The sequence below is a fragment of the Microbacterium sp. NPDC055442 genome (genome assembly GCF_053644215.1).
On sequence record NZ_JBSHLF010000003.1, the window covers coordinates 202,885 to 229,643 of the forward strand.

Consider the following 26,759-nt stretch of genomic DNA (forward strand, 5'->3'; position numbering starts at 1 on the left):
GGCGCGACGCTGGATACGGTGGGGCCGTGAACCACATCGAGCTGCGTGATCTCGACGACGACGACCTCGACGCCGTCTTCACGATGATGAGCGACCCCGAGGGTGCCGCCCTCGCGGCCTTCACCGCGGAGGACCCGGAGGACCGCGGCGCGTTCGACGCGTGGATCGCTCGCGAACGCGCCGCCGACGATGTGCTCTTGGCCGTCGTGACCGAGAACGGCGGCTTCGCCGGCACGGTGGCGGCCTTCACCGTCGACGGCGAGCGCGAGGTCACCTTCTGGACCGCGCGTCACGCGTGGGGAAGAGGGGTGGCATCCGAAGCGCTGCGCATCCTCGTCTCACGCGAACCGCTGCGTCCGCTGTTCGCCCGCGTCGCTGCGCACAACGCCGGCGCTGTCGCCGTGCTGGAGCGCAACGGCTTCACCGAGGTCTCGCGCACGATCACGCGCGCGCCCGCCCTCGACCGCGACGCCGAAGAGATCCTCTTCGTCCTCCCCCCGACCCTGGACGGCGTCTGACCGGCGCCCGCCAGGGTGGTCGATGCCGCGTGCGACATACTCGGGAGGAGGGAAGGGGCCAGGAATGGTGCAACCACGGCAAGATGAAGCGCATCACCGCCGTCCCGGCGTCTTCCGACACCGAGCCCCCGCCACTTCGCCCGCGCATGGCCTGAGCACGACGCGCCATACCCGCTATGTCGATGACGGGCACCTCGTGCGGGCCCCGAGCGACACGAGCGTCGCAGACGCGCAGGAGTACATCGACGGGCACGCGAATCGGACGGCACTCCTGCTGTACCCGAAGCCGACAGCCGAAGACATCGCGGAGCTCGCGACCAGCTGGCGGCTCCATCCGCTGCTCGTCGAGGACCTCCTTCAGGCGGGACAACGGCCGAAGATCGAGCGGCACGATGATGCGCTGTTCCTCGTCGTCCGATCAGCGTGGTACATCGACGCGACGGAGGATGTCGACTTCGCCGAGTTCCACATCCTCCTCCGGCCGAAGGCGGTCGCCGTGTTCTGCCAGGACGGCCGCTGGATCGACGGGCTCGATGCCGACGGCGCCTCGGGAACCGCTGAGCATGGCGGCCACGCGCTTCTCGACGACGAGCACCTGCTGCACCACGGCCCGGAGGCCGTCGTCTATCGTCTGCTCGACGCCATCGTCGACGGCTACACCCCCGTGCTGCGCGGTCTCGCCATCGACAAGGCCCAGATCGAGCGCCAGGTCTTCAGCGGAGACGCCTCCGTCACCGAACGCATCTACCGGTTGAGCGAGGAGGTCATCGACCTTCAGCAGGCGACGTCCGGACTCGTCGAAGTCCTCGCCGCGCTGCAGAGGGGCTTCGACCACTACGGCATCCCCGAACCACTGAAGACCTATCTGCAGGATGTCGCAGACCATCTCAGCCGCGCGGACGCGCACGTCGGCGAGCTCCGCGAATCGCTCTCGCAGATCCTCACCGTCAACGGCACCCTCGTCGCACAGCGACAGAACGAGGACATGAAGAAGATCTCCGGCTGGGCCGCGATCCTCTTCGCACCGACGCTGATCGGCGCGGTCTACGGCATGAACTTCGACAGCATGCCCGAGCTGCACTGGACCTTCGGCTACCCGCTCGCCATCGGCGGCATGGTCGCGTTCGCGCTGGTGCTGTATCTCATCTTCAAACGACAGAAGTGGATGTAGGGACACCGGGCGAAGAAATGGAAAAGCCCCCTTTCGGGGGCCATTCCATTTCGTGCGCGAGGGGGGAGTTGAACCCCCACGCCCTTTCGGGCACTGGCACCTGAAGCCAGCGCGTCTGCCTATTCCGCCACTCGCGCGAGATGCATCATCCGAAGACGTCGCACTCAACTCAGCGAGGATATCACGCGCACCACGCGCCCCCGGAATCCGGTCGAATCCGGGAACCTCCAGCGTGTGCAACTAGCATGTAGCAACCAAGCACCCCCGTCCGAGGAGCTCCGTGGGACTACTTGACAGCTTCGAGAAGGGTCTCGAGCGCGCCGTGAACAGCGCGTTCGCGAAGACCTTCCGCAGCGGCATCCAGCCGGTCGAGATCGCCTCCGCACTGCGCAGCGAGCTCGACAAGAAGGCGGCCGTGGTCAGTCGCGACCGCATCCTCGCGCCCAACACGTTCGCCGTGCACCTCGCGCCGACCGACGAAGACAAGATGGCGGCGCTGGGGGCATCGCTCGACGACGAGCTGCAGGCACTCGTGCAGAAGCACGCGAAGAAGCAGGGATACTCCTTCGCCGGTCCCGTCTCGATCACTCTCGAGCGCGACGACCATCAGTCGACCGGAACCCTGCGTGTCGAGTCTTCGACGGCGCAGGGGCGGGTCGCGTGGCGCGGCGTGCTCGACATCGGCGGACGCCGCCACCCGCTGACGAAGTCCCGCACGGTCATCGGCCGCGGCAGCGACGCCGACATCACGATCTCCGACACGGGGACGAGCCGCAAGCACGTCGAGATCCTGTGGGACGGCGAGCGCGCGATGGTGCGCGATCTGAAGTCGACCAACGGCACCCTGCTCAACGGTCACAAGGTGACCGAAGCCGCGCTGACGCCGGACTCGACCGTGCGGATCGGGCGAACCGATATCGTGTTCCGCGTGGTCGCGCAGGCGACACCGCCGACGACGTCGACGCCCCCGCGCGATGTCACACGCGCCTTCGACGTGAGAGAACAGGGACCGCTGCCGTGAGCGAACTGACCCTGCTGCTGTTGCGCATCGGCTTCCTCCTTCTGCTCTGGTTCTTCGTCTTCGCCGTCGTGTACTCGCTGCGGGCCGATCTTTTCGGGGTCAAGGTGCGGAAGATGCCCGAGGCCGCGATGGCCGCGGGTGCCCCGCCGGCCGCGGCACAGGTCACCGCCCCCGTTCCCCCTCCCGCGAAGGGCCGGCCGTCCCAGGGCGGCCCCGCCACGACCGAAACGGCGGAACGCATCGTCATCACGAGCGGACCCAAGGCCGGCCTCGAGCTCGCCCTCGGGTCCGAACCACTCACGATCGGCCGGTCGAGCGAATCGGGCCTCGTCGTGCGCGACGACTACACGTCGAGTCACCACGCGCGTCTCGTGCTGTGGGGCGACCAGTGGATGCTGCAGGACCTCGACTCGACCAACGGCACCTGGCACGACGGCAATCGCGTCACGACCCCGGTGCCGGTGACGCTCGGCGCGCCCATCAAGGTCGGCGCGACGACGTTCGAGCTGAGGAAGTAGTCTCCGAGCGCATGGTCTTCCAAGGCTCGAGCACCGCGATCTCGCACACCGGCAAGGTGCGCTCCAACAACCAGGACTCCGGTTACGCCGGACCGAACCTGTTCGTCGTCGCCGACGGCATGGGCGGTCACGCCGGAGGAGACGTCGCGTCAAGCCTGGCCGTCGCCCGGCTCGAGGCCGTCGACCAGCCGTTCACCTCTCCGCCCGAGGCCGAGGAGGCCCTGCGCGAAGCGATCGCCGACACCGCGGTCGAGCTCATCGACACGGTGCACGTGCGACCCGAACTCGCCGGCATGGGCACGACCGTGAGTGCGCTCGTCATGGTCGACGACTACGCCGTCATCGCGCACATCGGCGATTCGCGCATCTACCTGTATCGCGACGGCGCGCTCACCCAGATCACGACCGACCACACGTTCGTGCAGCGACTCGTGGACTCGGGGCGCATCACGCCCGAAGAGGCCCGCTACCACCCGCGTCGCTCCGTACTCATGCGCGTGCTCGGCGACATGGCCACCGAGCCGGAGATCGACACCTTCGTCATGCCGACGCTGCCGGGCGACCGCTGGCTGCTCTGCTCGGACGGTCTGTCCGGCGTCGTCGACGACGCGCACCTGGCGAAAGTGCTCGGTCTCGGTCATGCCCCCGGCCGCACGGCGGATCAGCTGCTCAAGCAGGCCCTCGACGGCGGAGCGCCCGACAACGTCACGATCGTGCTCGTCGACGTGGGGGGGCAGCATCCGCTCTTCTCGGGAACCGCCACGATCGTGGGGTCGGCGTCGAACCCGATCGGCATCGAGGTGCCCGCCGCGCGCCCCGGACGCACGAGCTGGCTGCACGTGGGACGCCAGGCGGCGAACGAGCCGACGCACTTCGAACCGGCGGCGGAGTTCCTCGAAGAGCTCATCGAGGAGGACCGCCGTCGTGCGCGTCGCCGCCGGCTCGGCTGGATCGTCGGCCTCGTTCTCGTGCTGGGGCTGCTCGCAGCCGGCACCTTCGGCGCCTACCAGTGGACGCAGACGCGGTTCTATGTCGGGGCCGACGAGGACACGGTCGTGATCTTCCGGGGCATCCAGCAGACGATCGGTCCGATCACCCTCTCGACGCCCTATGAAGACACCGGCATCGAGCTCGACTCGCTCTCGGCCTTCACGCGCGAAAGGATCGAGCAGACGATCTCGGCCGACTCGCTCGACCGCGCACGCAGCATCGTCTCATCGATCACGATTTCCGAAGGAGACGCGCCATGAGCGCCGACACGCAGGCGGTGACCGCCGATACCGCCGTCGTGCGGGCTCTGCGGCGCATCCGCGTGCCGCAGATGCAGCGCAACCGCGAGCTCGCACTGCTCGTCTTCGCCTTCGTCATCAACGGATCGGCCGTCGCGCTCGTGCAGCTGGGTGCTCAGGGCACGATCGACAGCTCGTTCCTCGTCTACTGCGGCGTGCTGACGGTCCTCGTGCTCGCGATCCACATCGTGCTGCGCCTGCGCGCCCGCGACGCCGACCCGTTCGTGCTGCCGATCGCCACATTGCTGACGGGCCTCGGGCTCGCCATGATCTATCGACTCGATCTGCACTGGGACCGCACCGGGTGGGGCGCGTTCTCGACGCGTCAGCTCGCGTGGGCGGCGATCGCGCTCGTGCTCGCGATCGCCGTCGTGATCCTGCTGCGCAACTACCGCGTGCTCTTCCGCTACACGTACATCTTCGGCTTCGTCGCGATCCTGCTGCTCATCCTGCCGATCGTGCCCGGACTGAGCGGCGGCGGGAACGCCGACGTCTGGGTCGACGTGGGGCTGTTCACCTTCCAGCCCGGCGAACTCGCGAAGATCTGCCTCGCGATCTTCTTCGCCGGCTACCTCGTGCGCACACGCGAGAGCCTGACCTCGGTCGGCAAGCGGTTCCTCGGCGTCACGTGGCCGCGCGCGCGCGAGCTCGGTCCGCTCATCGTGCTGTGGCTCATCTCGCTCGGCATCATCGTCATGCAGCGCGACCTCGGCACGGGCCTGCTCATCTTCGGCATGTTCGTCGCGATGCTCTACGTCGCAACCGGCAAGACGAGCTGGGTCATCATCGGCGTCGTGCTGGCGGCGGCGGGCGCGTTCGTGGCATCCCGCCTGCTGCCGTACGTCGGCACGCGCTTCACGATCTGGTTGGATGCCTTCAACCCCGACCTCATGGACAACTCGAGCTTCCAGCTGGTCACGGGCATCTTCGGACTCGCGCAGGGCGGGCTCGTCGGCACGGGACTCGGCCAGGGACGGCCGTACCTCACGCCCGTCGCCGAGAGCGACTACATCCTGCCGGCGCTCGGCGAAGAACTCGGTCTCGTGGGGGTGTTCGCGATCCTGTGCCTCTACATGGTCTTCACCAGTCGCGGAATCCGCATCGGGCTCGCCGGTCAAGACGACTTCGGCAAGCTGCTCGCGACGGGGCTGTCCTTCACGATCGCGCTGCAGGTGTTCATCATGGTCGGCGGCGTGACCCGTCTCATTCCGCTCACGGGCCTCACGACGCCCTTCCTCGCGGCGGGCGGGTCCTCGCTCATCGCGAACTGGATCATCGTCGCCCTGCTGCTGCGCATCTCGGACTCCGTGCGCTCCCGGCCGAGGGTGGTGATCGGGTGACGACCCGTCGATACGGTCGCTTCGCGACCTCCTCAGGCACCAGTGGGCGTCGTGTACCGAGGGGGTGCGACCTGTGACGAAAGAACTGCGCCGGCTCAGCATCCTGATGCTGCTCATGTTCGTGGGGCTGTTCGCCTCGACGAGCTGGATCCAGATCGTCCAGGCCGACGAGCTCGCCGAGAACGCCGCGAACCGCCGTGCGCTGTACGACTCGTACGAAGTGCAGCGCGGCGCCATCATCGCGAGCGGATCGGCGATCGCCCGATCGGTGCCCTCGGGCGACCTGTACAGCTGGCAGCGCGTCTACACGGATGCCGCCATGTGGGCGCCCGTCACCGGCTACATCAACCCCGTGCTCGGCTCGTCGACGGGCATCGAGGCCGCAATGAACCAGGAGCTCAGCGGCACGGCCGGTTCGCAGTTCCTCTCGCGCCTGGATCGCATCATCTCGGGACAGCCGCCCCGCGGCTCCGACGTCGCGCTGTCGATGGATGCCGCCGTCCAAGCGGCCGCGTACGAAGCGCTCGGCGACCTGCAGGGCGGGATCATCGCGATCGAGCCCTCGACCGGCCGCATCCTCGCGATGGTCACGAGCCCCAGCTACGACACGAACCTGCTGGCCTCGCACAACGCCGGCGAGGTCGACGACGTGTATGCGGAGCTCGTCGCCGATCCGGGCAAGCCGCTGTCGAACCGCGCGATCGCGGGCGACTTGAACGCACCGGCATCCACCTTCAAGCTCGTCACCGCCTCGGCGGCCTTCGCATCGGGCGACTACACGCCCGAATCGACGCTGCCGAACCCCGCGATCTATCAGCTGCCGCAGTCCACCGCCACCGTGCGCAACGCCTCGGGCGGCACGTGCGGTCCCGGCGAGACGGTCACGATCGCCGACGCGCTGCGGCTGAGCTGCAACATCCCGTTCGCCGAGCTCGCCGTCGAGCTCGGCAACGAGGCGATGCGCGCCGAAGCTGAGAAGTACGGATTCAACTCGTCGTTCGCGATGCCGCTCGTCTCGACCCCCTCGTCGTACCCGCCCAACGAGGACGACCCGCGCATCCTCGACGCCGCGCAGACGGCGCTCACGGGCTTCGGACAGGGCCGCGTCACGGCGACGCCGCTGCAGATGGCGATGGTGTCGGCGGGCATCGCCAACGAGGGGATCGTCATGAACCCGCGCATGGTGGATCGGATCATCGGACCCGACCTGTCGGTGCAGCAGGAATTCGAGAACACCGAGTTCGGACGCGCTCTCGACGAGGACATCGCGGCGGACATGGTCGCGCTGATGGTGGCCAATGTCAGTGAGGGTGTCGCGAGCGGTGCAAGAATAGACGGGGTCGAGGTGGCCGGGAAGACCGGGACGGCAGAGAACGGGGCAAGGCCCTACACGCTGTGGTTCACGGGCTTCGCGCCCGCGGACGATCCGCGGGTGGCCGTTGCGGTCGTCGTCGAAGACGGCGGCGGTCAAGGACAGTCGGGCAGCGGGAACGCGATCGCGGCTCCCATTGCGAAGAAGGTCATGGAGGCGGTGCTGGGCAGATGAGACCGACACAGGGTGTGACGTTCGGTGGCCGTTACGAGCTCGATTCGCGGATCGCGATCGGCGGCATGGGCGAGGTCTGGGAAGCGACGGACCACGTCATCGGACGAACCGTCGCCATCAAGATCCTCAAAGACGAGTACATGGGGGATCCGGGCTTCCTCGAGCGCTTCCGCGCTGAGGCCCGCCACGCGGCCCTCGTGAACCACGAGGGCATCGCGAGCGTCTTCGACTACGGCGAAGAGAACGGCAGTGCGTTCCTCGTCATGGAGCTCGTGCCCGGCGAGGCGCTCTCGACGATCATCGAGCGCGACGGCTCGCTCTCGACCGACAAGACGCTCGACATCGTCGCGCAGACCTCGGCCGCGCTGCAGGCAGCGCACGCCGCCGGCCTCGTGCACCGCGACATCAAGCCCGGCAACCTGCTCATCACGCCCGACGGCCGCGTCAAGATCACCGACTTCGGCATCGCGCGCATCGCCGACCAGGTGCCGCTGACGGCGACCGGCCAGGTCATGGGGACCGTGCAGTACCTCTCGCCCGAGCAGGCGTCGGGCCACCCGGCGTCCCCCGCGACCGACACGTACTCGCTCGGCATCGTCGCCTACGAATGCCTCGCCGGCAAGCGCCCCTTCACGGGCGAGTCGCAGGTCGCGATAGCGATGGCCCAGATCAACGAGCAGCCGCCCCCGCTGCCGCCGACCGTCGCCGTGCCGGTGCAGAACCTCGTCATGGCGATGATCGCGAAGAAGCCCGAAGACCGCCCGGCGTCGTCGGCCGCCGTCGCGCGTGCCGCGACCGCCCTGCGCCGCGGTGATGTCGTCGCCGCGGCCGCGGCCGTGCCGGCGATCGCGGCGGGCACCTCGGTCGGCGACGACATGACGCAGCTGCTCGGCACCGACACTTCGGCCGAGACGCGGTTGCTGGCCGCTCCGACAGAAGAAGACGCCGTCGAGGGCGAAGACACCGAGAAGCGCAAGCGCAGCCCGTGGACGTGGCCGCTCGTCGCGCTCATCGCGCTGCTCGTGCTCGTGCTCGGCGCCACGATCTGGGGTCTCGTCGCGAATCAGGAGCCTGCACCCGAGCCGACGAGTTCGTCGCCCTCGCCGACGCGCTCGACTCCGGCGAACACGCCGACCCCCGAGCCGACGTCGGCGAACGTCGTTGCGGCTGACCTCACGGGCCAGACCTGCGAAGCGGCGACGGCGATCCTCGACGACCTCGGCTTCGGCGTGAGCTGCGTCGACGGCGACTCCGCGCCCGACGAAGCGAGCGTCGGCCTGGTCTACCAGGTCGACCCCATGGGCAACGTCCCGTTCGACCGGGTCATCACGCTCACCCGCTACGCCGGTCAGGTGCCCATGGGCACGCCGGCCGCGGCGCGGATCTCGGGAACGGCCGAAGCGGGCAGCACGGTGCAGATCGGATGGGACGGCTACAGCTGCCCCTCGGGCACGGGCAACGTGAGCGGATACCAGTTCACCGCGACGCAGGGAGTGTTCCCCGCCTCGGGCCAGTCCAGCGCGTGGTTCGGCGCCAACGAGCGTTCCGCCGACCTGCAGGTGACCGGTGCCGCCGGCTCGACCCTGCTCGTGACCTACACCGTCACGTGCACGGGCGGAACCGCCGGTGAGCGCACGACCGGCGCCTCGCAAGAAGTGAGTGCCGCGATCCAGGCGCCGCCCGTACCGGACCCCGATCCCACCGACGAAGAGCAGGAGTGAGGGCACCGGCTCGACTATTCTGGCTGAAGGTCCGAATCAGGGAGTCAAGTGTCTGCTGAGCCGCGTGTGCTGTCGGGACGCTACCGTATCGACGAGCTCATCGGGCGCGGCGGCATGGCGAGCGTCTACCGCGGATACGATCTGACGCTCGGCCGCGAGGTCGCGATCAAAGTTCTCGCGCGCGATCTCGCGAACGACAACGCCTTCCGCACCCGCTTCCGCCTCGAGGCGCAGGCGGCGTCGCGCATGGCGCATCCCGCGATCGTGCGGGTCTTCGACGCGGGCGAAGACTCCGAGACCCAGCCCGACGGCTCGGTCCGGCCCGTTCCGTTCATCGTCATGGAGCTGGTCAAAGGCGCCCTGCTGAAAGACATCATCGCGCGCGGACCCGTGCCCGAGACCGACACCGTGCGCTACATGGACGGCATCCTCGAAGCGCTCGAGTACTCCCACCGCGCGGGTGTCGTGCACCGCGACATCAAGCCGGGCAACGTCATGGTGACCGATGCCGGGCAGGTCAAGGTCATGGACTTCGGCATCGCCCGCGCCGTGTCCGACGGCTCATCGACGGTCGCCGAGACGACCGCGATCCTCGGAACGGCTGCCTACTTCTCCCCCGAGCAGGCGAAGGGCGAGCCCGTCGACGCGCGCGCCGATCTGTACTCGGCCGGCGTCGTGCTGTACGAGCTGCTCGCGGGTCGTCCGCCGTTCCGCGGCGAATCCCCCGTCGCCGTCGCCTACCAGCACGTCAGTGAAGCGCCCGTTCCGCCGTCGGAGTTCAACGAGACGGTGCCGCGCGCGCTCGACGCCGTCGCGCTGCGCGCCCTCGCGAAGGATCCCTTCCAGCGCTACCAGGACGCCGCGGGCTTCCGCGAGGCCCTCGACGCGACCGTCGACGGAAACGCCCCCACGAAGCGCCAGATGAACGCACTCACGAGCGAGCTGTACGGGCCCAACCCGCGGCAGGCCGCGGAGACGGCCCGGTCGCTGCGGCAGCTGAGCACGGACACGACGATGAAGCGCACGCAGGCGGGGCCGCCGGTCGCGTGGATCTGGTCGGGCGTCGCCCTCATCGCCGTGCTGCTCGCGGCGGTGCTCTTCTGGGTGCTCACGATCAAGCCCGACGGCGGAGATGTGCCGTCGATCGCGCGCATCGTGCCCGATGTCACGGGCGTGACCTACGAGCGCGCGGCGCGCGACCTGGGCGATGAGGACCTCATCTCGTTCCGCGTCGATGAGCCGAACCCCGACGTCGCCGAGGGCATCGTGATCCGCACCGATCCGCAAGCGGGCGAGTCGGTGTCGCCCGAGCAGGAGATCCGTGTCTACGTCTCGTCGGGCCAGGAGATGTCGACCGTTCCCGTGCTCGAAGGGCTCGGGCAAGACGCCGCCGTCGCGGCCCTCGACGCGGCCGGCCTCACGCTCGGCACCGTGACCCAGCGCAACGACCCGACCCTGTCGGCCGGGATCGTGATGTCGGCCGACCGAAGCGCCGAGACCGAAATCCCCAAGGGCACGGCGGTCAACCTCGTCGTCGCGTCGGGGCGCGTGACGCTCATCGACGTGACGGGATACACCGTGGATGCCGCGAGCCGTCAGCTCGCCGACCTCGGTCTCGAGGTCGGGTCGCAGGAGGACACGACGTGTCCCGCCGACTCGCCGCCCACCGTCCGATCGCAGTCACTCGCGCCCGGTGACGTTCCCGTGCGCTCCGCCGTGACGCTGGTGTACTGCTCGGGATCGTGAACGGCTGGCCCTCAGCGACGCGGGTGCAGCGTCGCGCCGCGAGCCGCGGCATCCGCGTATCCGACCTGTGCGAGCCAATTGCCCAGGAGCCGGTGGCCGCCCTCGGTCAGCACGCTCTCGGGGTGGAACTGCACGCCCTGCACCGGTGCCGTCCGATGCGCGACGCCCATGATGACGCCCGAATCGGTGCGGCTCGTGACGACGAGGTCGCGGGGCAGCGTCTCGGGGACGATCGCGAGCGAGTGGTAGCGCGTCGCGACGAACGGATCGGCCAGACCGGCGTACAGCGCCGAGCCGTCGTGGTGCACGAGCGACGTCGTGCCGTGCATCAGCTCGGGCGCCTCGGCGACACGCGCGCCGAAGGCCTCGCCGATCGCCTGGTGCCCGAGACAGACGCCCAGAAGAGGGATGCCGCGGCGTGCCGCCGCCCGCACGACGGCGATCGACGCCCCGGCGGCGGCCGGTGTGCCCGGGCCGGGTGAGACGAGCACGCCCGCGAAGGCGGACACCGTGCCCGCGGCATCCCGGATCTCGTCGGCCTCGATCAGCTCGGTGGACGCGCCGAGCTCGTGCAGATAGCCGACGAGGGTGTGGACGAAGCTGTCGTGATTGTCCACGACGAGCACCGGCGTCACTGGACGGTGACCTCTTGCGGGTTGACGAACTGGCTGATCCACGGGAAGGCGTAGAACGCCAGGCCGTAGAGGATCGCGGCAACGGCGACGAGAAGGATGAGCAGGCGCACCCACCAGGGTCCGGGGAGGGCCCGCCACAGTGCGGCGTACATCAGGCTCCTTCGTTCAGGGCGGAGGGTGCTCCCGCGTCGCGGGGCGTGAACGAATCGAAGACGCCGTACGCCACGATACGTTCGGCCATCGAGAACATGGGGCTGCAGCTCGTCAGCGTGATGTAGCTCGTCGTCGCTTCGACGTCGAGCTCCTGCGGCACGGGCAGCAGCACATCGACCTCATCCGGGCGGACGTACTGGAGGGTGCGGAAGCGGTACGTGTACCAGCCGTCGGCGGTCTCGACGACGATGGGGTCGTCGATACGCAGCTCGGCAACCTGGTTGAAGGGCTTGCCCCACGTCGTGCGGTGACCGGCCAGGGCGAAGTTGCCGACCTCGCCGGGCATGGGCGACCCAGGGTAGTGCCCGATGCCGATCGGGTCGAGTGTGCCGGGGCGCGTTACGCCGCCGGCCATCTCGACGGCGTAGTCCGCTCCGAAGCGGGGCACCCGCATGACGCCGAAGACCTCGGTGTCGGCCGGTTCGGGCAGGATGATCGGCTCGAACGTCTCGGCGATCGGCTCCTCATCGGGCCAGTCCGCCGGCGGCACATACTCCTGCGCCCACCGCGTGATCGTCTCGTTGCCGGTCGCGTTGCGCTGCGCGCCGTAGATCATGTCGCCCACCCACAGCTGCCACACGACGTAGAGCAGGGTGATGACACCGGCGGTGATGAGCAGTTCCCCGATGACCCCGGCGACCGACACGCGTCGGCGCGGTCGCGCGGAGCGACGGGTCGGGGGCGCTCCCGATGTCGTCAGTGTGGCTTGCTGCACACTCGAAGTGTAGTGAGAACATGCTGAAGCGAGCCTGGCAGCTAGACTGGCGGACATGGCACGATCCGGCAAAGATGACGACGCGTTGATCGAACGCGCAGAGGGCGAAGCGGCCCCCAACCCCGTGTGGTTCAAGCCGATCATGATCGGGCTGATGCTCGCGGGACTCGTCTGGGTGCTCGTCTTCTACCTCAGCGGCATGCAGTACCCGATTCCGGGTATCCAGGGCTGGAACCTCGTGATCGGCTTCGGCATCGCGTTCCTCGGCTTCCTCATGACGACGCGCTGGCGCTAGCCGCCCGTCTCACACTCTCCGCCACCGGCGCCCGCGATGTGCGCGCGCCGGTGGTTTTTGCGCGCCGCGGGGAAGTTATCCACAGGTTCATCCACAGGTGGGGATGAATCACACCGGTGTAGTTCCTCGGATCAGAGGCCGATGTACGGCGGCAGCACCGTGAAGACCGGTACGACCAGCAGCAGCACGAGCCCCGCGCCGACGGCGCCGAGCAGCAAGAGCTGCGTCTTCTGCTGCCGCTGCGCTCGAGTACGCGTGAAGATGAACCCCACGAGCAGTCCGACCACGAGGCCACCCACGTGCGCCTGCCACGACACGTTGAATCCGGGGATGAACCCGATCGCGAGGTTCACGCCGAGGATCACCGCGATCCCGGCGATATTGAGCCCGATATGCCGGCCGATCACGATCAGCGCCCCGAACAGGCCGAAGATCGCACCCGACGCCCCGACGACGGGCGTGCCGAACGACAGCAGCGTGACGGCGACCGATCCTCCTGCCGTGCTCAACAGGTAGAGGGCGACGAACCGTCCCCTGCCGAGAAGCGGCTCGAGGCTGCGGCCGATGAGCCACAGCGCCAGCATATTGAGCCCGATGTGCCAGAAGCCCGAGTGCACGAGCGCGACGGTCAGGATGCGCCACGGCTCGAACGTTCCCGTGAGCGGGGGGTACAGCGTCGGGGCCCAGAACAGCAAAAAGTTCTCGACCGTGCGACCGAACCCGGGGATGAGCGACACGATGTACGCGATCGCGGTGATCCCGATGATCGCGTAGGTCGCGAGCGGCCGCGTGTCGCTGACGACGACCGGTCGTGACCGGGTCCAGCGTCGTTCGGCCTTGCGCTGCGCGGTCGTCTGGGCGGACTGCTGCGCCTTCATGCACTCGGGGCAGACCACGCCTACGGCGGCGGGCGTCTGGCACTCGGGACAGATCGTGCGCAGGCATCGCTGGCAGAGCACGAAGCTCTGCCGGTCAGGATGCCGGTAGCAGAAGTTGTCGCGGTTGCTCGCGAAGTCCGCCGAGGTCACGGGGTGGAGGTGCGCGGCGTCAGACGGCCTGGATGTCGATCGACTCGATGACCACGGGCTCGACGGGACGGTCGCCCGCACCCGTCGGCACAGCGGCGATCGCGTCGACGACCGCGCGCGAGTCGGCGTCGGCGACCTCGCCGAAGATCGTGTGCTTGCCCTGCAGCCACGGCGTCGGGTCGGTCGTGATGAAGAACTGCGATCCGTTGGTGCCCTCGGGCTTGCCCGTGATGGCGTTGCGGCGAAGGCCGGCGTTGGCCATCGCGAGGATGTAGGGCTCGTTGAAGTTCAGCTCGCCGTTGATCTCGTCGTCGAAGTTGTAGCCAGGGCCACCCACACCCTGTCCGAGCGGGTCGCCGCCCTGGATCATGAAGTTCGGGATGATGCGGTGGAAGATGACGCCGTTGTACAGCGGCCCCTCACCGGGCTTGCCCGTCGCCGGGTCGGTCCACGAACCGGTTCCGTCGGCGAGACCGACGAAGTTCTTGACCGTGCGCGGCGCGTGGTCGCCGAACAGGTTGACGACGATGTCGCCGTGGTTGGTGTGGATCGTGGCAACGGCGGAGTGCTGGGGCATGTCGTACATTCTCGCAGACAACTTGACAAGCCCTTTCTCCCTGCCCGGGTACCGTCTGGCAAGATGGAGAAACCACCGACCCCGTCGAGAGGGAGGATCCCCGTGAGCCTCAGCCGCAAGCGCAAGAAGGAACTACGAAAGCTTCAGTCGCAGGCAAACGCCCTGTGGGAGTCGCAGCAGGTGCTCGTCGGGCAGGCGTCCGACGTCGCTCGCGAGGCCGGACGACAGTTGGGACACTTCGGCCGTGAGCAGGTCGCACCGCAGGTGCAGGCCGGATATGAGAAGTACGCGGCGCCCTACGTCGACCGCGGCGTCAAGCTGTCCAAGAACGTGCTCGAGCACAATGTCGTCCCCGCCGCGGGTGCGGTCGTGGGTTCGGCGCTGTCCGCATGGGATGCCGCCAACGAAACGCGCGCTCGCCTCGCGGCCGGCCGCGGATTCGCGCTTCCCGACTCGGGCAAGTACTCGAAGAAGGCCGACAAGTACGCGAAGAAGGTGTCGCGTCGCCTCTCGGCGGGCGTGAGCGCCCTCGAGCCGAAGAAGAAGGGCATGGGCGCCGGCGGCGTCATCGCCATCATCCTGGGTGTCGCCGCGGCGGCAGGCGTGCTGTACGCCGCGTGGCAGACGCTGCGCGCCGACGACGAACTGTGGGTGGCCGACGACCCGCTGCGCGCGCCCGACGCGTGACCGATCCGCTCGCGCGGGTTCGAGAGGCGGCATCCGCTCGCGGGCTCGAGATCGAGCTGCGCGAGCGGCCCGCCGCGAAGAGCCTGCCCGAGGCGGCGGCGCTGCTCGGTGTGAAGCCGGCCGACATCGTCAAGACGCTCGTCGTCAAGCGCCCTTCGACAGGCTCAGGGAACGCGACACGCTCAGGGAACGCGACCGGCTCAGGGAGCGCGACCGGCTCAGAAGCCGCGACAGGCTCGGGGAACACGCCGGAGTTCCTCTACGCCCTCGTGCCGGGCGATCGGTCGATCTCGTGGCCGAAGCTGCGGGCGGTCGTGGGCGTCAACAAGCTCGCGCTCCCCGACCCTGACGTCGCACTCGCAGCGACGGGCTACGAGCGCGGCACCATCGTGCCCATCGGCGCCCAGGGCGACTGGCCCGTCTTCGCCGACGAGAGCATCGTCGGCCGCCGAATCGCGATGGGTGCCGGCGCCCACGGCTACAGCCTGTTCGTCGACGCAGACGCCCTCATCGCCGCGTTCGACGCGACGATCGCCGACATCTCGAGCGAGGCCGGGTAGCGGCATCCCGTCAGAGGACACCGGCCATCTCGAGGCCGATGTCGACCAGCTTGACGTGTTGCAGCGATGGCACGTCCGCGAGCGGGAACCACTCAGCGCGATCCGTGGAGCCGCCGACCTCGTTGCGCAGCTCTCCGCCGATGATGTGCGCGCGATAGACGATGCGCAGCGTGTGCAGCGGCGACGACGAGGTGCTCAGCCTCCGGCGCGCGGGGATGACCCGCGAATGGATGCCGAGCAGCCCATCGAGCGCGACGTGATAGCCCGTCTCTTCGTGGACTTCGCGGCGCGCGGCGTCTTCGGGGTTCTCGCCGCTCTCGAGTCCGCCGCCGGGCAGCGTCCAGGCGGCGCGGCGCCCCTCGATCCAGTGGGCGAGGAGCACCCGGTCATCGGGATCGACGATGATCGCGTACGCGGCTACCCGCATGTCCATGCTTCACCCTAAGCGAGAAGCGCCGCCCCGAGGGGCGGCGCTTCGCATCTTGTGGAGCCTAGGAGTCCCCGACGTACTCCGCCGGGGGCCCATCGAACGGCCGCTCCGCGGCCTCGTTCGAATCCAGCATCATCATGCGAGAAGGACCGCCCCTTTCGGGACGGTCCTTCTCGCATCTTGTGGAGCCTAGGAGATTCGAACTCCTGACATCCTGCTTGCAAAGCAGGCGCTCTACCAACTGAGCTAAGGCCCCGGGGCTTTGTGTGTGGGGCTACCAGGACTTGAACCTGGGACCTCTTCATTATCAGTGAAGCGCTCTAACCGCCTGAGCTATAGCCCCGATCGTGACTCGTGATGCACGGTCAACCTCCAAGAGGTTACCGGAACCGTGCCGTTTTCACGAATCGACGGACCCTCAGTTCGACGTGAAGCCGACGAGGAGTCCGCCCGTCACCTTGACGGCGAGATTGTAGATCCCGGCGAACACGGCACCGAGCACCGTGACCACGACGAGATTGAGGATCGCCACGATCGCCGAGAAGGCGAGAACCTGCGGCAGGCTCACGAACGTCGACAGCAGGAAGCTGCCGTCCGAGAAGCCCGCGAAGAACTCGTCGGCCCGGTCGATGAGGCCCGTCGTCTGCACGACGAGGAAGATCAGCACGAACGACACGACCGTCACGACGGCGATCGCGATCGCCGCCAGGAACGACAGCTTGACCGCCGACCAGAAGTCGACGTACACGAGCCGCAGGCGCACCTGCTTCGCGCTGGTCTTGCGGCTGGACTTCTTCGCGAGCTTGTCGGCTACCGTGCTCATGCGTCAGTACTCTCTTCGGGGATCTCAGGCGAGACAGCGGGATCGTCGGCGGATTCGTTCGCCGGCTCGGCTGCCTCGGCGTCGTCGGCCAGACCCCGTTCACCATTCCGTGCGATCGCGAGGATGCGATCGTCGGCGGCGGAGCGGGCGAACACGACACCCATCGTGTCGCGGCCCTTGGCGGGGACCTCGGCCACGGCAGAGCGTACCACCTTGCCGCTGGCAAGAACCACCAAGACTTCGTCGTCCTCCGAGACGATGAGACCGCCCGCGAGATCGCCGCGATCGTCGTTGAGCTTGGCCACCTTGATGCCCAGCCCGCCACGACCCTGCACGCGATACTGGTCGACCGCGGTGCGCTTGGCGTAGCCGCCCTCGGTCACGACGAACACGAATCCGTCGTCGGCGGCGACCGACGCCGACAGCAGGGAATCGCCCTCGCGGAATGACATTCCCTTGACGCCCGACGTGGAGCGTCCCATCGGACGCAGCGCCTCGTCGGTCGCCGAGAATCGCAGCGACATGCCGTGCCGGCTGATCAGCAGGATGTCGTCGCCTTCGTCGACGAGCAGAGCGCTGACGAGCTCGTCGGATCCGTTCGTCGTCGGAACCGTGTCATCTTCGTCGTCGTCGTCGATGTCGTCCGAACCGTCGGAACGCAGCTTGATCGCGATGATCCCGCCCTGACGGTTCGTGTCGTACTCCTCCAGGCGCGTCTTCTTCACCAGCCCGCCCCGCGTCGCCAGGACGAGGTACGTGGCGACCTGGTAGTCGCGGATGTCGAGGATCTGCGCGATCTCCTCACCCGGCTGGAGCGCGAGCAGGTTCGCGACGTGCTGGCCCTTCGCGTCGCGGCCGGCCTCGGCGATCTCGTACGTCTTGGCGCGGTAGACCCGGCCCTTCGTCGTGAAGAACAGCAGCCAGTGGTGCGTCGTCGTGACGAAGAAGTGCTCGACGACGTCGTCGGCGCGCAGCTGCGCGCCCTTGACGCCCTTGCCGCCCCGGTGCTGCGAGCGATAGTTGTCGCTGCGCGTGCGCTTGACGTATCCGTCGCGCGTGACGGTGACGACCATCTCCTCTTCGGGGATGAGGTCTTCGATCGACATGTCGCCGTCGAATCCGTGCAGGATCTCGGTGCGCCGATCGTCGCCGAACTTGGCGACGATGTCGGTGAGCTCCTCGTGCACGATCGTGCGCTGGCGGGCCGGCGTCGCGAGGATGTCCTTGAAGTCGGCGATCTGCAGTTCGAGCTCGTTCGCCTCGTCGATGATCTTCTGACGCTCGAGCGCTGCCAGGCGTCGCAGCTGCATCTCGAGGATCGCCTGCGCCTGGTCGTCGTCGATGTCAAGCAGCGACTTCAGGCCCTCGCGCGCCTCGTCGACCGTGGGCGAGCGACGGATGAGGGCGATGACCTCGTCGAGGGCGTCGAGCGCCTTCAGGTATCCGAGCAGGATGTGCATGCGACGCTCGGCCTTGGCCAGGCGGAACGTCGTGCGGCGCACGATGACTTCGATCTGGTGATCGATCCAGTGCGAGATGAACCCGTCGAGCGGCAGGGTGCGCGGCACGCCGTCGACGATCGCGAGCATGTTCGCACCGAAGTTGTCCTGCAGCTGCGTGTGCTTGTACAGATTGTTGAGCACGACCTTCGCCACGGCGTCGCGCTTGAGCACGATGACGAGGCGCTGCCCCGTGCGATCGGACGTCTCGTCGCGGATGTCGGCGATTCCCGTGATCTTGCCCTCGCGCGCGAGATCGCTGATCTTGATCGCGACGTTGTCGGGGTTGACCTGGTAGGGCAGCTCGGTGATGACGAGGCACGTGCGCCCCTGGAGCTCTTCGATCGAGACGACGGCCCGCATCGTGATCGACCCGCGGCCCGTGCGGTACGCCTCCTTGATGCCGCGCGTGCCGAGGATCTGCGCCGCCGTCGGGAAGTCGGGGCCCGGGATGCGCTCCATGAGCGCTTCGAGCAGCTCTTCGCGCGTGGCATCCGGATTCTCCAGCGCCCACAGCGCACCGGAGGACACCTCGCGCAGATTGTGCGGCGGGATGTTCGTCGCCATACCGACCGCGATGCCGACCGAGCCGTTCACCAGCAGGTTCGGGAACCGCGCCGGGAGGACGGTGGGTTCCTGCGTCTGACCGTCGTAGTTGTCCTGGAAATCGACGGTGTCTTCTTCGATGTCGCGCACCATCTCGAGCGCGAGCGGAGCCATCTTCGTCTCGGTGTACCGCGGCGCCGCGGCGCCCTGGTTGCCCGGCGATCCGAAGTTGCCCTGCCCGAGCGCGAGCGGATAGCGCAGCGACCACGGCTGCACGAGACGCACGAGTGCGTCGTAGATCGGCGAGTCACCGTGCGGGTGGTACTGACCCATCACCTCGCCGACGACGCGCGCGCACTTCGAGAACGAGCGGTCAGGCCGGAAACCGCCGTCGTACATGCCGTAGATCACACGGCGGTGCACGGGCTTGAGTCCGTCGCGGACGTCGGGCAGCGCGCGCCCGACGATGACGCTCATCGCATAGTCGAGGTAGCTGCGCTGCATCTCGGACTGCAGATCGACCTGGTCGATCTTGCCGTGGTCGTGCACCGGCACGGGGCGCTCGGATGCTGCGCCTGTCGAAGTATCGTCAGTCATTCTCGTCTTCTCTGTGAACGGGTCGCTGAGCCTGGTGCAGGGTCAGATATCGAGGAAGCGGACGTCCTTGGCGTTGCGCTGGATGAATCCGCGGCGCGATTCGACGTCTTCGCCCATCAGGATCGTGAAGATCTCGTCGGCCGCGGCCGCGTCGTCGATCGTCACCTGCTTGAGCGTGCGAGTCGTCGGGTCCATCGTGGTCTCCCACAGTTCCTTGGCGTTCATCTCGCCCAGACCCTTGTACCGCTGGATCGCATTGTCCTTGGGGATGCGTTTGCCCAGAGCGATTCCGTCGGCGAGAAGGGCGTCACGCTCCCGGTCGCTGAAGACGTACTCGTGCGGCTGGTTCGACCACTTGATGCGGTACAGCGGCGGCTGAGCGAGGTAGACGAACCCGGCTTCGATGAGCCCGCGCATGTAGCGGAAGAGCATCGTCAGCAGCAGCGTCGTGATGTGCTGGCCGTCGACGTCGGCATCGGCCATCAGCACGATCTTGTGGTAGCGCGCCTTCTCGATGTCGAAGTCCTCGCCGATGCCCGTGCCGAAGGCCTGGATCATGGCTTGGACTTCTCTGTTGCCCAGCGCCCGGTCGAGGCGCGCACGCTCGACGTTGAGGATCTTTCCGCGCAGCGCGAGGATCGCCTGCGTGTGCGGGTCGCGCCCCTGCACGGCCGAGCCGCCGGCGGAGTCTCCCTCGACGAGAAAGATCTCACTGATCGACGGGTCCTTGCTCGAGCAGTCCTTGAGCTTGTCGGGCATCGCCGCCGACTCGAAGACGCTCTTGCGTCGCGCCGTCTCTCGCGCCTTGCGCGCCGCCATCCGGGCCGACGCCGCATCGATCGCCTTGCGCACGACGTTCTTCGCCTGCACGGGGTTGCGGCCGAACCAGTCGCCGAGCTGATCGCCGACGACCTTCTGCACGAAGGCCTTGGCTTCGGTGTTGCCGAGCTTGGTCTTGGTCTGGCCTTCGAACTGGGGCTCGGACAGCTTGATCGAGATGACGGCCGTCAGCCCTTCGCGCACGTCGTCGCCCGAGAGGTTCTCATCCTTCTCTTTGAGCAGGTTCTGCGCGCGGGCGTACTTGTTCACGAGCGTCGTGAGCGCCGCGCGGAAGCCCTCTTCGTGAGTGCCGCCCTCGTGCGTGTTGATCGTGTTGGCGTACGTGAAGACGTTCTCGGTGTAGCTCGTCGTCCACTGCATCGCGACTTCGAGGGCGATCTTGCGATTGCCGTCCTCGGACTCGAAGGCGATGATGTCGTCGTTGACGTGCTCGGCCTTGCGCACGTGGTTGAGGTATTCGACGTAGTCGACGAGTCCGCGCTCGTAGAGGAAGCTGTCGTTGGGCTGCTGCAGCACGACCTCGCCCGGCTCCGTCTCCTCCTCGTAGGCCGAGGACGGACGCTCGTCGCGCAGATCGATGCGCAGACCCTTGTTGAGGAACGCCATCTGCTGGAACCGGGTGCGCAGCGTTTCGTACTCGAAGTCGGTCGTCTCGAAGATCGTGTCGTCGGGCCAGAACGTGATCGTCGTGCCCGTCTCCGTGCTCTCTTCGCCGCGTTCCAGCGGTGCCTGCGGAATGCCGCCGCCCTCGAAGGACTGCCGCCACACGTAGCCCTGGCGCCTCACCTCGACGTCGAGTCGTGTCGACAGCGCGTTCACGACCGACGATCCGACGCCGTGCAGACCACCCGAGACGGCGTACCCGCCGCCGCCGAACTTTCCGCCGGCGTGCAGCACCGTGAGGACGACCTCGACGGTGGACTTGCCTTCGGTGCGGTGCATGTCCACGGGGATGCCGCGACCGTTGTCGACGACACGCACCGCCCCGTCGGGGAGGATCGTGATCGTGATCGTGTCGCAGTGACCGGCGAGCGCCTCATCGACCGAGTTGTCGACGATCTCGTAGACGAGGTGGTGCAGGCCGCGCGGTCCCGTCGAGCCGATGTACATGCCGGGGCGCTTGCGCACCGCCTCGAGGCCCTCGAGAACCTGGATCTCATCTGCGCCGTACTCTCCGGCGACCCCGCCGCGCGCTTCTGATCCGGTCGTTTCCACTGCGCGTTCGGGATTCTCAGACGTCATTGGGTTCAAGCACTCCAGATCGATGGCGAGGGCACCCGTCAGTCTATCGTCTTCGAGCCGTCGCCGCCCGTTCTGCGCCCGTCTGGCGCGATGAAAACGGATCAGCCACCTATCGGCATGGCTCAGCCGTAGGTATCGCGCGGACCGCGGCCTGGAATGGCTCTCGGGCCCCATTTCCACGAGGGGACGTCCGGCCCCAAGAAGCGGATGGCAGTGACACGGGCCTCGGGGAACCTGCGCACGATCTCGGAGAGGATGTGCGAGCGCATGAGCTGAAGCTGCTTCGCCCACGCCGTGGAATCGGCCTGGACCGTGAGCGTGCCCTCTTGAAAGGCGACAGGCCGGGTGTGACGAGCCGTGTCGGCGCCGGCCACTTCATCCCACGCGCGCACGACGTCTTCGCGCGCCAGCTGCGAGTCCCATCCGGCCTCACGCGTCATGGCCGAGAGCACGTCACCGAGACCGTGCGGGTCGCGGCCGGGCGTGAACGGCTCGTGCTCGTCGTCGCCCGAGCGGCGCTTCTTGCGCCGGAACGTGCGGGCAGAAGGCTCGAGTCCGCGAAGCCGCAGGTAGGTGGCGACCGTCTCGGGAACCTCGACCGGCTCAGACATCGGTCGTCTCCAGGATCCTGCCCGCCTCGACACGCACGACCCGCGCACGCAGCGCGGAGGGCACATCGGCATCGACGGCGGCCGTCACGACGACCTGCTCGAAGTCTCCGACGAGCGCGGCGAGCCGGGCACGCCGATCCGCATCCAGCTCGGCGAAGACGTCGTCGAGGATCAGCACGGGGTCGCCGAGTCGCGATTCGGCGCGCAGCAGTTCGGCCGACGCCAGTCTCAGCGCGAGGGCGATCGACCACGACTCCCCGTGCGAGGCGTAGCCCTTGACCGGAAGTCCGCGCAGCCGCAGCAGCAGGTCGTCGCGGTGCGGTCCCACGAGAGTCAGGCCGCGCTCGAGCTCGGTCGCGCGCTTCGCAGCGAGGGCGACCCGGAACTGGTCCTCGAGTGCGCGAGCCGGATCATCGGATGCCGCGGCGTCGATGCCCTCTTCAGGATCTCCGCCGCCGATCGACAGCGCCCACACCACCTCGGGGCGGTGATCGGCCCCGGCGATGGCCGTGTATGCCGCGATGAGCGGACCGCGGAGATCTTCGGCGAGGTCTCTTCGGGCGCGGATGACCTCTGCCCCGAGCGTGACGAGTTTGTCGTCCCACACTTCGAGCGTCGACAGTGCGTCACCTCGGATGCCGCGGGCACGCGCGGATTTCAGCAGCGCGGTGCGCTGCTTGAGCACTCGCTCGTAGTCGGAGAGGACACCGGCCATGCGGGGCGAGCGCTGCACGAGCAGCTGATCGGCGAAGCGCCGCCGCGATGAGGGGTCACCACGCACGATCTGCAGGTCTTCGGGGGCGAACAGCACGACCTGCGCGTACCGCGGGAGTTCGGTGGGCTTGACGGATGCACCGTTGACCCGCGCCTTGTTCGCGCCCTGCCGATTGATCTGCACTTCGAGCAGCACGCTGCGCTCACCGTGAGCCAAGCGGGCGCGAACGATCGCGGCATCCGCACCGTCTCGCACCATGGGGGCGTCGTTCGACACGCGGTGGGAGCCGAGCGTGGCCAAGAACGCGATCGCTTCGGCGAGGTTCGTCTTTCCCTGACCGTTGCGCCCGACGAAAACGTTGGGACCGGGCACGAGCGCGACGTCGGCGGCCGCATAGTTGCGGAAGTCGACGAGGTTGAGCTGTTCCACGATCACTCCGCCAGCCTAACGACGGCCCCTGACAGGCTCCTCGCCTCCACGGTGGGATCGACTCGGTCCCTGAGCCTGCCGAAGGGTCGTCCGCAACCGCGACCCTTCGATGAACTCAGGGACCGCGGGCGAACTCCCGGGCCGTGAGCGAACTCCCGGTCCGTGAGCGAACTCCCGGACCGCGGGGCGAAGTCAGCGCAGCAGCAGGTTCGGCTGCAGCAGGTACTTGAACGAGTCCTCGCCCGACTTGTCGACCGAGGTCTGCGGCGTGATGAGGATCGGGCTGAGCTTGTTGGCGTTGTCGCTCGAGGTGAAGGTCACGCGCGCGAACTCGCTGCGCACGGCGCCGAGCGACTCGAGCAGGTACTGCGGGTTGAGTCCGAGGGTGACCTCGTCGCCGACGAGATTGGCATCGACGGACTCCGATGCCCGCGCCTGCTCGGTGCCCGACGCATCCATCGACACGGTGTCGGTCGTGAAGGTGAACCGCAGCGGAGCCGAGCGATCCAGCACGAGCGACACACGACGGACCGCCTCGGCGAGATCGGCGGTGTTGACGACGGCGTGATGCTCGGTGGCATCCGGGAAAAGTCGCCGCACCGGCGGGAAATTGCCCTTGATGAGCAGCGACGTCACGGTCTTGTTGCCCGACGTGAACGCGATGATCTCGCGATCGCCGGATCCCGAGAACGCGACACGGATCTCACCGGAGTGCGCGAAGGTCTTGCCGACCTCGGTGAGGGTGCGCGCAGGCACGAGGGCCGTGACGGGTTCATCGGAGGCCGTCGTGCCGCCGTCCCACGGGATCTCACGCAGGGCGACGCGGTAGCGGTCCGTTGCGACGAGGCTCAATGTCGTTCCGGACACCTCGAGCTGAACCCCCGTGAGCACGGGGGTGACGTCGTCGCGCGATGCGGCGAAAGCGACCTGGGCGATGGCCGTCGCGAAGTCCTCACCGGGAACGACACCCGAGTCACCGGTGACTTCGGGGATCGCGGGGTATTCCTGCACCGGCATCGACGAGAGCGTGAATCGCGCGGAGCCGCACGTGAGCAGGATGCCGTCGTCGTCGACTTCGATCTGGATCGGTGCGTTGGGCAGACGGCTGGCGATCTCGGAGAGCAGCCGGCCGTGCACGAGGATCGTGCCGGGTTCGTCGATGGTCGCTTCGATCGTCGTGCGAGCGGATGCTTCGTAGTCGAAGGCCGACAGCGAGAGCCCTGCATCGGACGCTTCGATCAGCACGCCCGCGAGGATCGGCTGCGGATTGCGCTGCGGCAGGAGCTTGACGACGAACGACACGGCCTCGCTGAACACATCGCGATTGACGTGGAACTTCACGAATGCTCCCTCGATCTTGTTGGGAGTACTCATGCTAGTGCCCTCGACTGGTCATGCCGGAGTCTGTCATCGGCGAGATCGGATCCGGTCGAAGTTTTCCCCTTGAGGTGATCGGACCGGGATCTCTATGTCATTCACTGTCATGGTGTTAACCGCTGTGGAAACTGTGGATAACTCTGGGGATACCTTTCGGGACATGGAAACTACATCCGTGTGAGATGTGGAATGGCTGCGGATGACTGCGGGAGCGCATCTCGTCGGTGACGGTGTTCATCCACATGCGCTGTGTCGATCGTGCACACGAATTCGACAGTCCGGCGAAGTTATCCCCAGGTTATCCACATGTGCAGAACCTGCATGATGAGCCCTTGCGAGCCCCATGTCAAACCGACGGATCAGCGTCCGCCGCGACCGAGCTGCGACGTGATCTCGGACACCTGATTGAAGATGGAGCGGCGCTCTTTCATGAGCTCGCTGATCTTCTTGTAGGCGTACATCACGGTCGTGTGATCGCGATTGCCGAAGAGCTGCCCGATCTTGGGAAGAGACAGGCTCGTGCGCTCGCGACACAGGTACATCGCGATCTGACGGGCCGTCGCGATGGATTGGGAGCGGCTCGAACCGTACAGATCGTCGACCGTGAGCTTGAAGTACTGCGCGGTGGCCGTGATGATGTCCGTCGGTGAGATGACGTTGGCGTCGTCCTGATCGATGATGTCGCGCAGCACGGTCTGGGCGAGAGACATGTCGAGGGTCGAGCGATTGAGGCTCGCGAAGGCGGAGACGCGGATGAGCGCTCCCTCGAGCTCGCGGATGTTCGATGAGACGACGGTCGCGATGTACTCGAGCACTTCGTCGGGGATGTGCAGTCGCTCGGATTGGGCCTTCTTGCGGAGGATCGCGATGCGGGTCTCGAGGTCGGGTGCCTGCACGTCGGTGATGAGGCCCCACTCGAACCGGCTGCGCATGCGGTCTTCGAATCCGGTCAGGTGCTTCGGCGGCACATCGCTCGTGATCACGACCTGCTTGTTGTGGTCGTGCAGCGTGTTGAACGTGTGGAAGAACGCTTCCTGCGTCTCGGCGCGGCCCTGCAGGAACTGGATGTCGTCGATCAGGAGGATGTCGACCTCGCGGTAACGCGCCTGGAAGGCCGAGCCGCGGTTGTTCGCGATCGAGTTGATGAAATCGTTCGTGAACTCTTCGCTCGAGACGTAGCGCACCTTGATTCCGGCATAGAGGCTGATCGCGTAGTCGCCGATGGCGTGCAGCAGGTGCGTCTTCCCGAGTCCGGAGTCACCGTAGATGAAGAGCGGGTTGTAGGCCTTGGCCGGGGCTTCGGCGACGGCGACGGCGGCGGCATGGGCGAAACGGTTGGACTGCCCGATGACGAAACTGTCGAACGTGTACTTCGGGTTCAGGCGGGTGTCGCTGCGGGTGACGCCGGGCGCGGCATCCGGCACGTCTTCGATCGGGGAGCGCGGAGCCGGCGCGGACGCGATCGGCGACTCGGTGTGGATCGGGATCGGCACGGTGAGGTGGGCATCGACGAGATCGGGATTGACGACGACGCGGAACTGCGTGACTTCGCCCTGGGGCGAGGCGGTGGCGATCGCCTCGAGCACGGGACCGCGCATGCGCTTGGTGAACTGTGCCGCGGTCAGGTCGTTGGGCACATCGAGATAGAGGGTGCCGGCCATGACGCCCTGCGGCACGGCGAGGTTCAGGAAGCCCTCGAGCTGGGGGGTGATGCGATCGTCGGTGCGAAGGACATCCAGCACAGCGGACCAGACAGGAACATCTGGATTCTCGTGCGCTGACATAGCCCCCCCGGGGTGTTGATGATTCCACCGGATGCCGCGGATTCATCGCGAACCGCCTGTGGATAACTGCCGGAGCAACGCTAGTCACGGTGCGACCCGGGAGCAAACTCCACTGTAGGGAGGAGCGGCGTGTCTTTGCCAGGGTCCGAGCGGGAAATGGGGATAATGACCCGTTCCGGGTTCGGTTTGAGTTCTGACGACGATGCACGTAGCCTTAGCCGGTTGACTTATGCCCTTCGGGGCTGGTCCCCTCATCGTCGTCTTCGGCCCTCGACGTATCCACGTG

General features: G+C 67.4%; 25 protein-coding genes and 3 tRNA genes. 12 read left to right on the plus strand and 16 right to left on the minus strand.

Translation table 11 applies throughout. The features are described 5' to 3' along the window. The first annotated feature begins 26 nt into the window (after nucleotides 1–26). Entirely contained in the window at nucleotides 27–518 is a 492-nt protein-coding gene (locus ACWIBS_RS08205; RefSeq protein ID WP_376129337.1) for a GNAT family N-acetyltransferase, read from the plus strand. A gap of 196 nt (nucleotides 519–714) precedes the next feature. Then, the gene (locus ACWIBS_RS08210) at nucleotides 715–1,689 is read left to right on the plus strand and encodes a magnesium and cobalt transport protein CorA (protein ID WP_376129339.1); all 975 of its coding nucleotides are present in this window, start codon (nucleotides 715–717) and stop codon (nucleotides 1,687–1,689) included. A 53-nt stretch (nucleotides 1,690–1,742) separates the two neighbouring features. Here ACWIBS_RS08210 and ACWIBS_RS08215 read toward each other — a convergent pair. Further along, nucleotides 1,743–1,826: transfer RNA gene (locus ACWIBS_RS08215), tRNA-Leu, on the minus strand. A 143-nt stretch (nucleotides 1,827–1,969) separates the two neighbouring features. On the opposite strand from ACWIBS_RS08215, the gene ACWIBS_RS08220 reads away from it, so the two are divergent. The 7 genes from ACWIBS_RS08220 (at nucleotide 1,970) to pknB (ending at nucleotide 10,870) form a co-directional block, all read left to right on the plus strand. Next, nucleotides 1,970–2,710 (plus strand): FhaA domain-containing protein, encoded by a 741-nt coding sequence (locus tag ACWIBS_RS08220; RefSeq protein WP_376129340.1) that lies wholly within the window; start codon nucleotides 1,970–1,972, stop codon nucleotides 2,708–2,710. After that, nucleotides 2,707–3,228 carry an FHA domain-containing protein FhaB/FipA gene (locus ACWIBS_RS08225; protein WP_376129342.1) on the plus strand — a complete coding sequence of 174 codons (522 nt, stop codon included), beginning with the start codon at nucleotides 2,707–2,709 and terminating at the stop codon, nucleotides 3,226–3,228. The genes ACWIBS_RS08220 and ACWIBS_RS08225 overlap by 4 nt, the downstream gene beginning before the upstream one ends. 11 nt (nucleotides 3,229–3,239) lie before the next feature. Next, nucleotides 3,240–4,478: a PP2C family protein-serine/threonine phosphatase gene (locus ACWIBS_RS08230; protein ID WP_376129343.1), complete on the plus strand. Its 1,239-nt coding sequence runs from the start codon at nucleotides 3,240–3,242 to the stop codon at nucleotides 4,476–4,478. After that, on the plus strand, nucleotides 4,475–5,857 hold the full coding sequence (locus ACWIBS_RS08235; protein ID WP_376129344.1) for an FtsW/RodA/SpoVE family cell cycle protein: 1,383 nt from the start codon (nucleotides 4,475–4,477) through the stop codon (nucleotides 5,855–5,857). The genes ACWIBS_RS08230 and ACWIBS_RS08235 overlap by 4 nt, the downstream gene beginning before the upstream one ends. 73 nt (nucleotides 5,858–5,930) lie before the next feature. Then, entirely contained in the window at nucleotides 5,931–7,403 is a 1,473-nt protein-coding gene (locus ACWIBS_RS08240) for a peptidoglycan D,D-transpeptidase FtsI family protein (protein ID WP_376129346.1), read from the plus strand. Beyond that, complete coding sequence (locus ACWIBS_RS08245) at nucleotides 7,400–9,124, plus strand: serine/threonine-protein kinase (RefSeq protein WP_376129348.1); 1,725 nt, start codon at nucleotides 7,400–7,402, stop codon at nucleotides 9,122–9,124. The genes ACWIBS_RS08240 and ACWIBS_RS08245 overlap by 4 nt, the downstream gene beginning before the upstream one ends. Before the next feature lie 48 nt (nucleotides 9,125–9,172). Continuing rightward, nucleotides 9,173–10,870: a Stk1 family PASTA domain-containing Ser/Thr kinase gene (pknB, locus tag ACWIBS_RS08250; RefSeq protein WP_376129350.1), complete on the plus strand. Its 1,698-nt coding sequence runs from the start codon at nucleotides 9,173–9,175 to the stop codon at nucleotides 10,868–10,870. 11 nt (nucleotides 10,871–10,881) lie between these two features. Here pknB and ACWIBS_RS08255 read toward each other — a convergent pair whose 3' ends face one another. From ACWIBS_RS08255 to ACWIBS_RS08265, 3 genes are read right to left on the minus strand one after another with little or no spacing between them, the layout of a single operon-like run. Next, the gene (locus ACWIBS_RS08255; RefSeq protein WP_376129352.1) at nucleotides 10,882–11,505 is read right to left on the minus strand and encodes an anthranilate synthase component II; all 624 of its coding nucleotides are present in this window, start codon (nucleotides 11,503–11,505) and stop codon (nucleotides 10,882–10,884) included. Next, entirely contained in the window at nucleotides 11,502–11,657 is a 156-nt protein-coding gene (locus tag ACWIBS_RS08260; RefSeq protein WP_376129354.1) for a hypothetical protein, read from the minus strand. The genes ACWIBS_RS08255 and ACWIBS_RS08260 overlap by 4 nt, the downstream gene beginning before the upstream one ends. Beyond that, a complete protein-coding gene (locus ACWIBS_RS08265) occupies nucleotides 11,657–12,433 on the minus strand; it encodes a class E sortase (RefSeq protein ID WP_376129356.1) in 777 nt (258 codons plus the stop codon). Before ACWIBS_RS08265 ends, ACWIBS_RS08260 begins: the two co-directional genes overlap by 1 nt. 55 nt (nucleotides 12,434–12,488) lie before the next feature. Between ACWIBS_RS08265 and ACWIBS_RS08270 the strand changes: the two genes are divergently transcribed. Continuing rightward, nucleotides 12,489–12,728, plus strand: a complete 240-nt coding sequence (locus ACWIBS_RS08270; RefSeq protein ID WP_376129358.1) for a cell division protein CrgA — start codon at nucleotides 12,489–12,491, stop codon at nucleotides 12,726–12,728. Nucleotides 12,729–12,859: 131 nt separating this feature from the next. Here the strand turns inward: ACWIBS_RS08270 and ACWIBS_RS08275 are convergent, their stop codons facing one another. Next, nucleotides 12,860–13,756 carry a rhomboid family intramembrane serine protease gene (locus tag ACWIBS_RS08275; protein ID WP_376129360.1) on the minus strand — a complete coding sequence of 299 codons (897 nt, stop codon included), beginning with the start codon at nucleotides 13,754–13,756 and terminating at the stop codon, nucleotides 12,860–12,862. Nucleotides 13,757–13,775: 19 nt separating this feature from the next. Beyond that, nucleotides 13,776–14,333 (minus strand): peptidylprolyl isomerase, encoded by a 558-nt coding sequence (locus ACWIBS_RS08280; RefSeq protein WP_376129361.1) that lies wholly within the window; start codon nucleotides 14,331–14,333, stop codon nucleotides 13,776–13,778. A gap of 102 nt (nucleotides 14,334–14,435) precedes the next feature. On the opposite strand from ACWIBS_RS08280, the gene ACWIBS_RS08285 reads away from it, so the two are divergent. After that, a complete protein-coding gene (locus ACWIBS_RS08285; protein WP_376129363.1) occupies nucleotides 14,436–15,020 on the plus strand; it encodes a DNA helicase in 585 nt (194 codons plus the stop codon). Continuing rightward, nucleotides 15,017–15,580 (plus strand): aminoacyl-tRNA deacylase, encoded by a 564-nt coding sequence (locus ACWIBS_RS08290; protein WP_376129364.1) that lies wholly within the window; start codon nucleotides 15,017–15,019, stop codon nucleotides 15,578–15,580. Before ACWIBS_RS08285 ends, ACWIBS_RS08290 begins: the two co-directional genes overlap by 4 nt. A gap of 10 nt (nucleotides 15,581–15,590) precedes the next feature. Here the strand turns inward: ACWIBS_RS08290 and ACWIBS_RS08295 are convergent, their stop codons facing one another. The 10 genes from ACWIBS_RS08295 to dnaA all read right to left on the minus strand — a co-directional run bounded on the left by ACWIBS_RS08295 (nucleotide 15,591) and on the right by dnaA (nucleotide 26,473). Further along, complete coding sequence (locus ACWIBS_RS08295; protein ID WP_376129366.1) at nucleotides 15,591–16,013, minus strand: NUDIX hydrolase; 423 nt, start codon at nucleotides 16,011–16,013, stop codon at nucleotides 15,591–15,593. A 180-nt stretch (nucleotides 16,014–16,193) separates the two neighbouring features. Further along, nucleotides 16,194–16,266 (minus strand) — tRNA-Ala (locus ACWIBS_RS08300). A gap of 13 nt (nucleotides 16,267–16,279) precedes the next feature. Continuing rightward, a tRNA-Ile gene (locus tag ACWIBS_RS08305) sits at nucleotides 16,280–16,353 on the minus strand. A gap of 75 nt (nucleotides 16,354–16,428) precedes the next feature. Then, entirely contained in the window at nucleotides 16,429–16,833 is a 405-nt protein-coding gene (locus ACWIBS_RS08310; RefSeq protein WP_376130205.1) for a DUF3566 domain-containing protein, read from the minus strand. Then, entirely contained in the window at nucleotides 16,830–19,475 is a 2,646-nt protein-coding gene (gyrA, locus tag ACWIBS_RS08315; RefSeq protein ID WP_376130203.1) for a DNA gyrase subunit A, read from the minus strand. Before gyrA ends, ACWIBS_RS08310 begins: the two co-directional genes overlap by 4 nt. 42 nt (nucleotides 19,476–19,517) lie before the next feature. Beyond that, nucleotides 19,518–21,557, minus strand: a complete 2,040-nt coding sequence (gene gyrB, locus ACWIBS_RS08320) for a DNA topoisomerase (ATP-hydrolyzing) subunit B (RefSeq protein ID WP_376130200.1) — start codon at nucleotides 21,555–21,557, stop codon at nucleotides 19,518–19,520. Between the two features lie 122 nt (nucleotides 21,558–21,679). Beyond that, on the minus strand, nucleotides 21,680–22,168 hold the full coding sequence (locus tag ACWIBS_RS08325) for a DUF721 domain-containing protein (protein WP_376130197.1): 489 nt from the start codon (nucleotides 22,166–22,168) through the stop codon (nucleotides 21,680–21,682). Then, nucleotides 22,161–23,318, minus strand: coding sequence for a DNA replication/repair protein RecF (gene recF, locus ACWIBS_RS08330; protein ID WP_376130193.1), 1,158 nt, complete (start codon nucleotides 23,316–23,318; stop codon nucleotides 22,161–22,163). Before recF ends, ACWIBS_RS08325 begins: the two co-directional genes overlap by 8 nt. 186 nt (nucleotides 23,319–23,504) lie before the next feature. After that, nucleotides 23,505–24,653 carry a DNA polymerase III subunit beta gene (dnaN, locus tag ACWIBS_RS08335; RefSeq protein ID WP_376130211.1) on the minus strand — a complete coding sequence of 383 codons (1,149 nt, stop codon included), beginning with the start codon at nucleotides 24,651–24,653 and terminating at the stop codon, nucleotides 23,505–23,507. Between the two features lie 395 nt (nucleotides 24,654–25,048). Then, nucleotides 25,049–26,473 carry a chromosomal replication initiator protein DnaA gene (gene dnaA / locus ACWIBS_RS08340; RefSeq protein WP_376130190.1) on the minus strand — a complete coding sequence of 475 codons (1,425 nt, stop codon included), beginning with the start codon at nucleotides 26,471–26,473 and terminating at the stop codon, nucleotides 25,049–25,051. Between the last annotated feature and the right edge of the window lie 286 nt (nucleotides 26,474–26,759).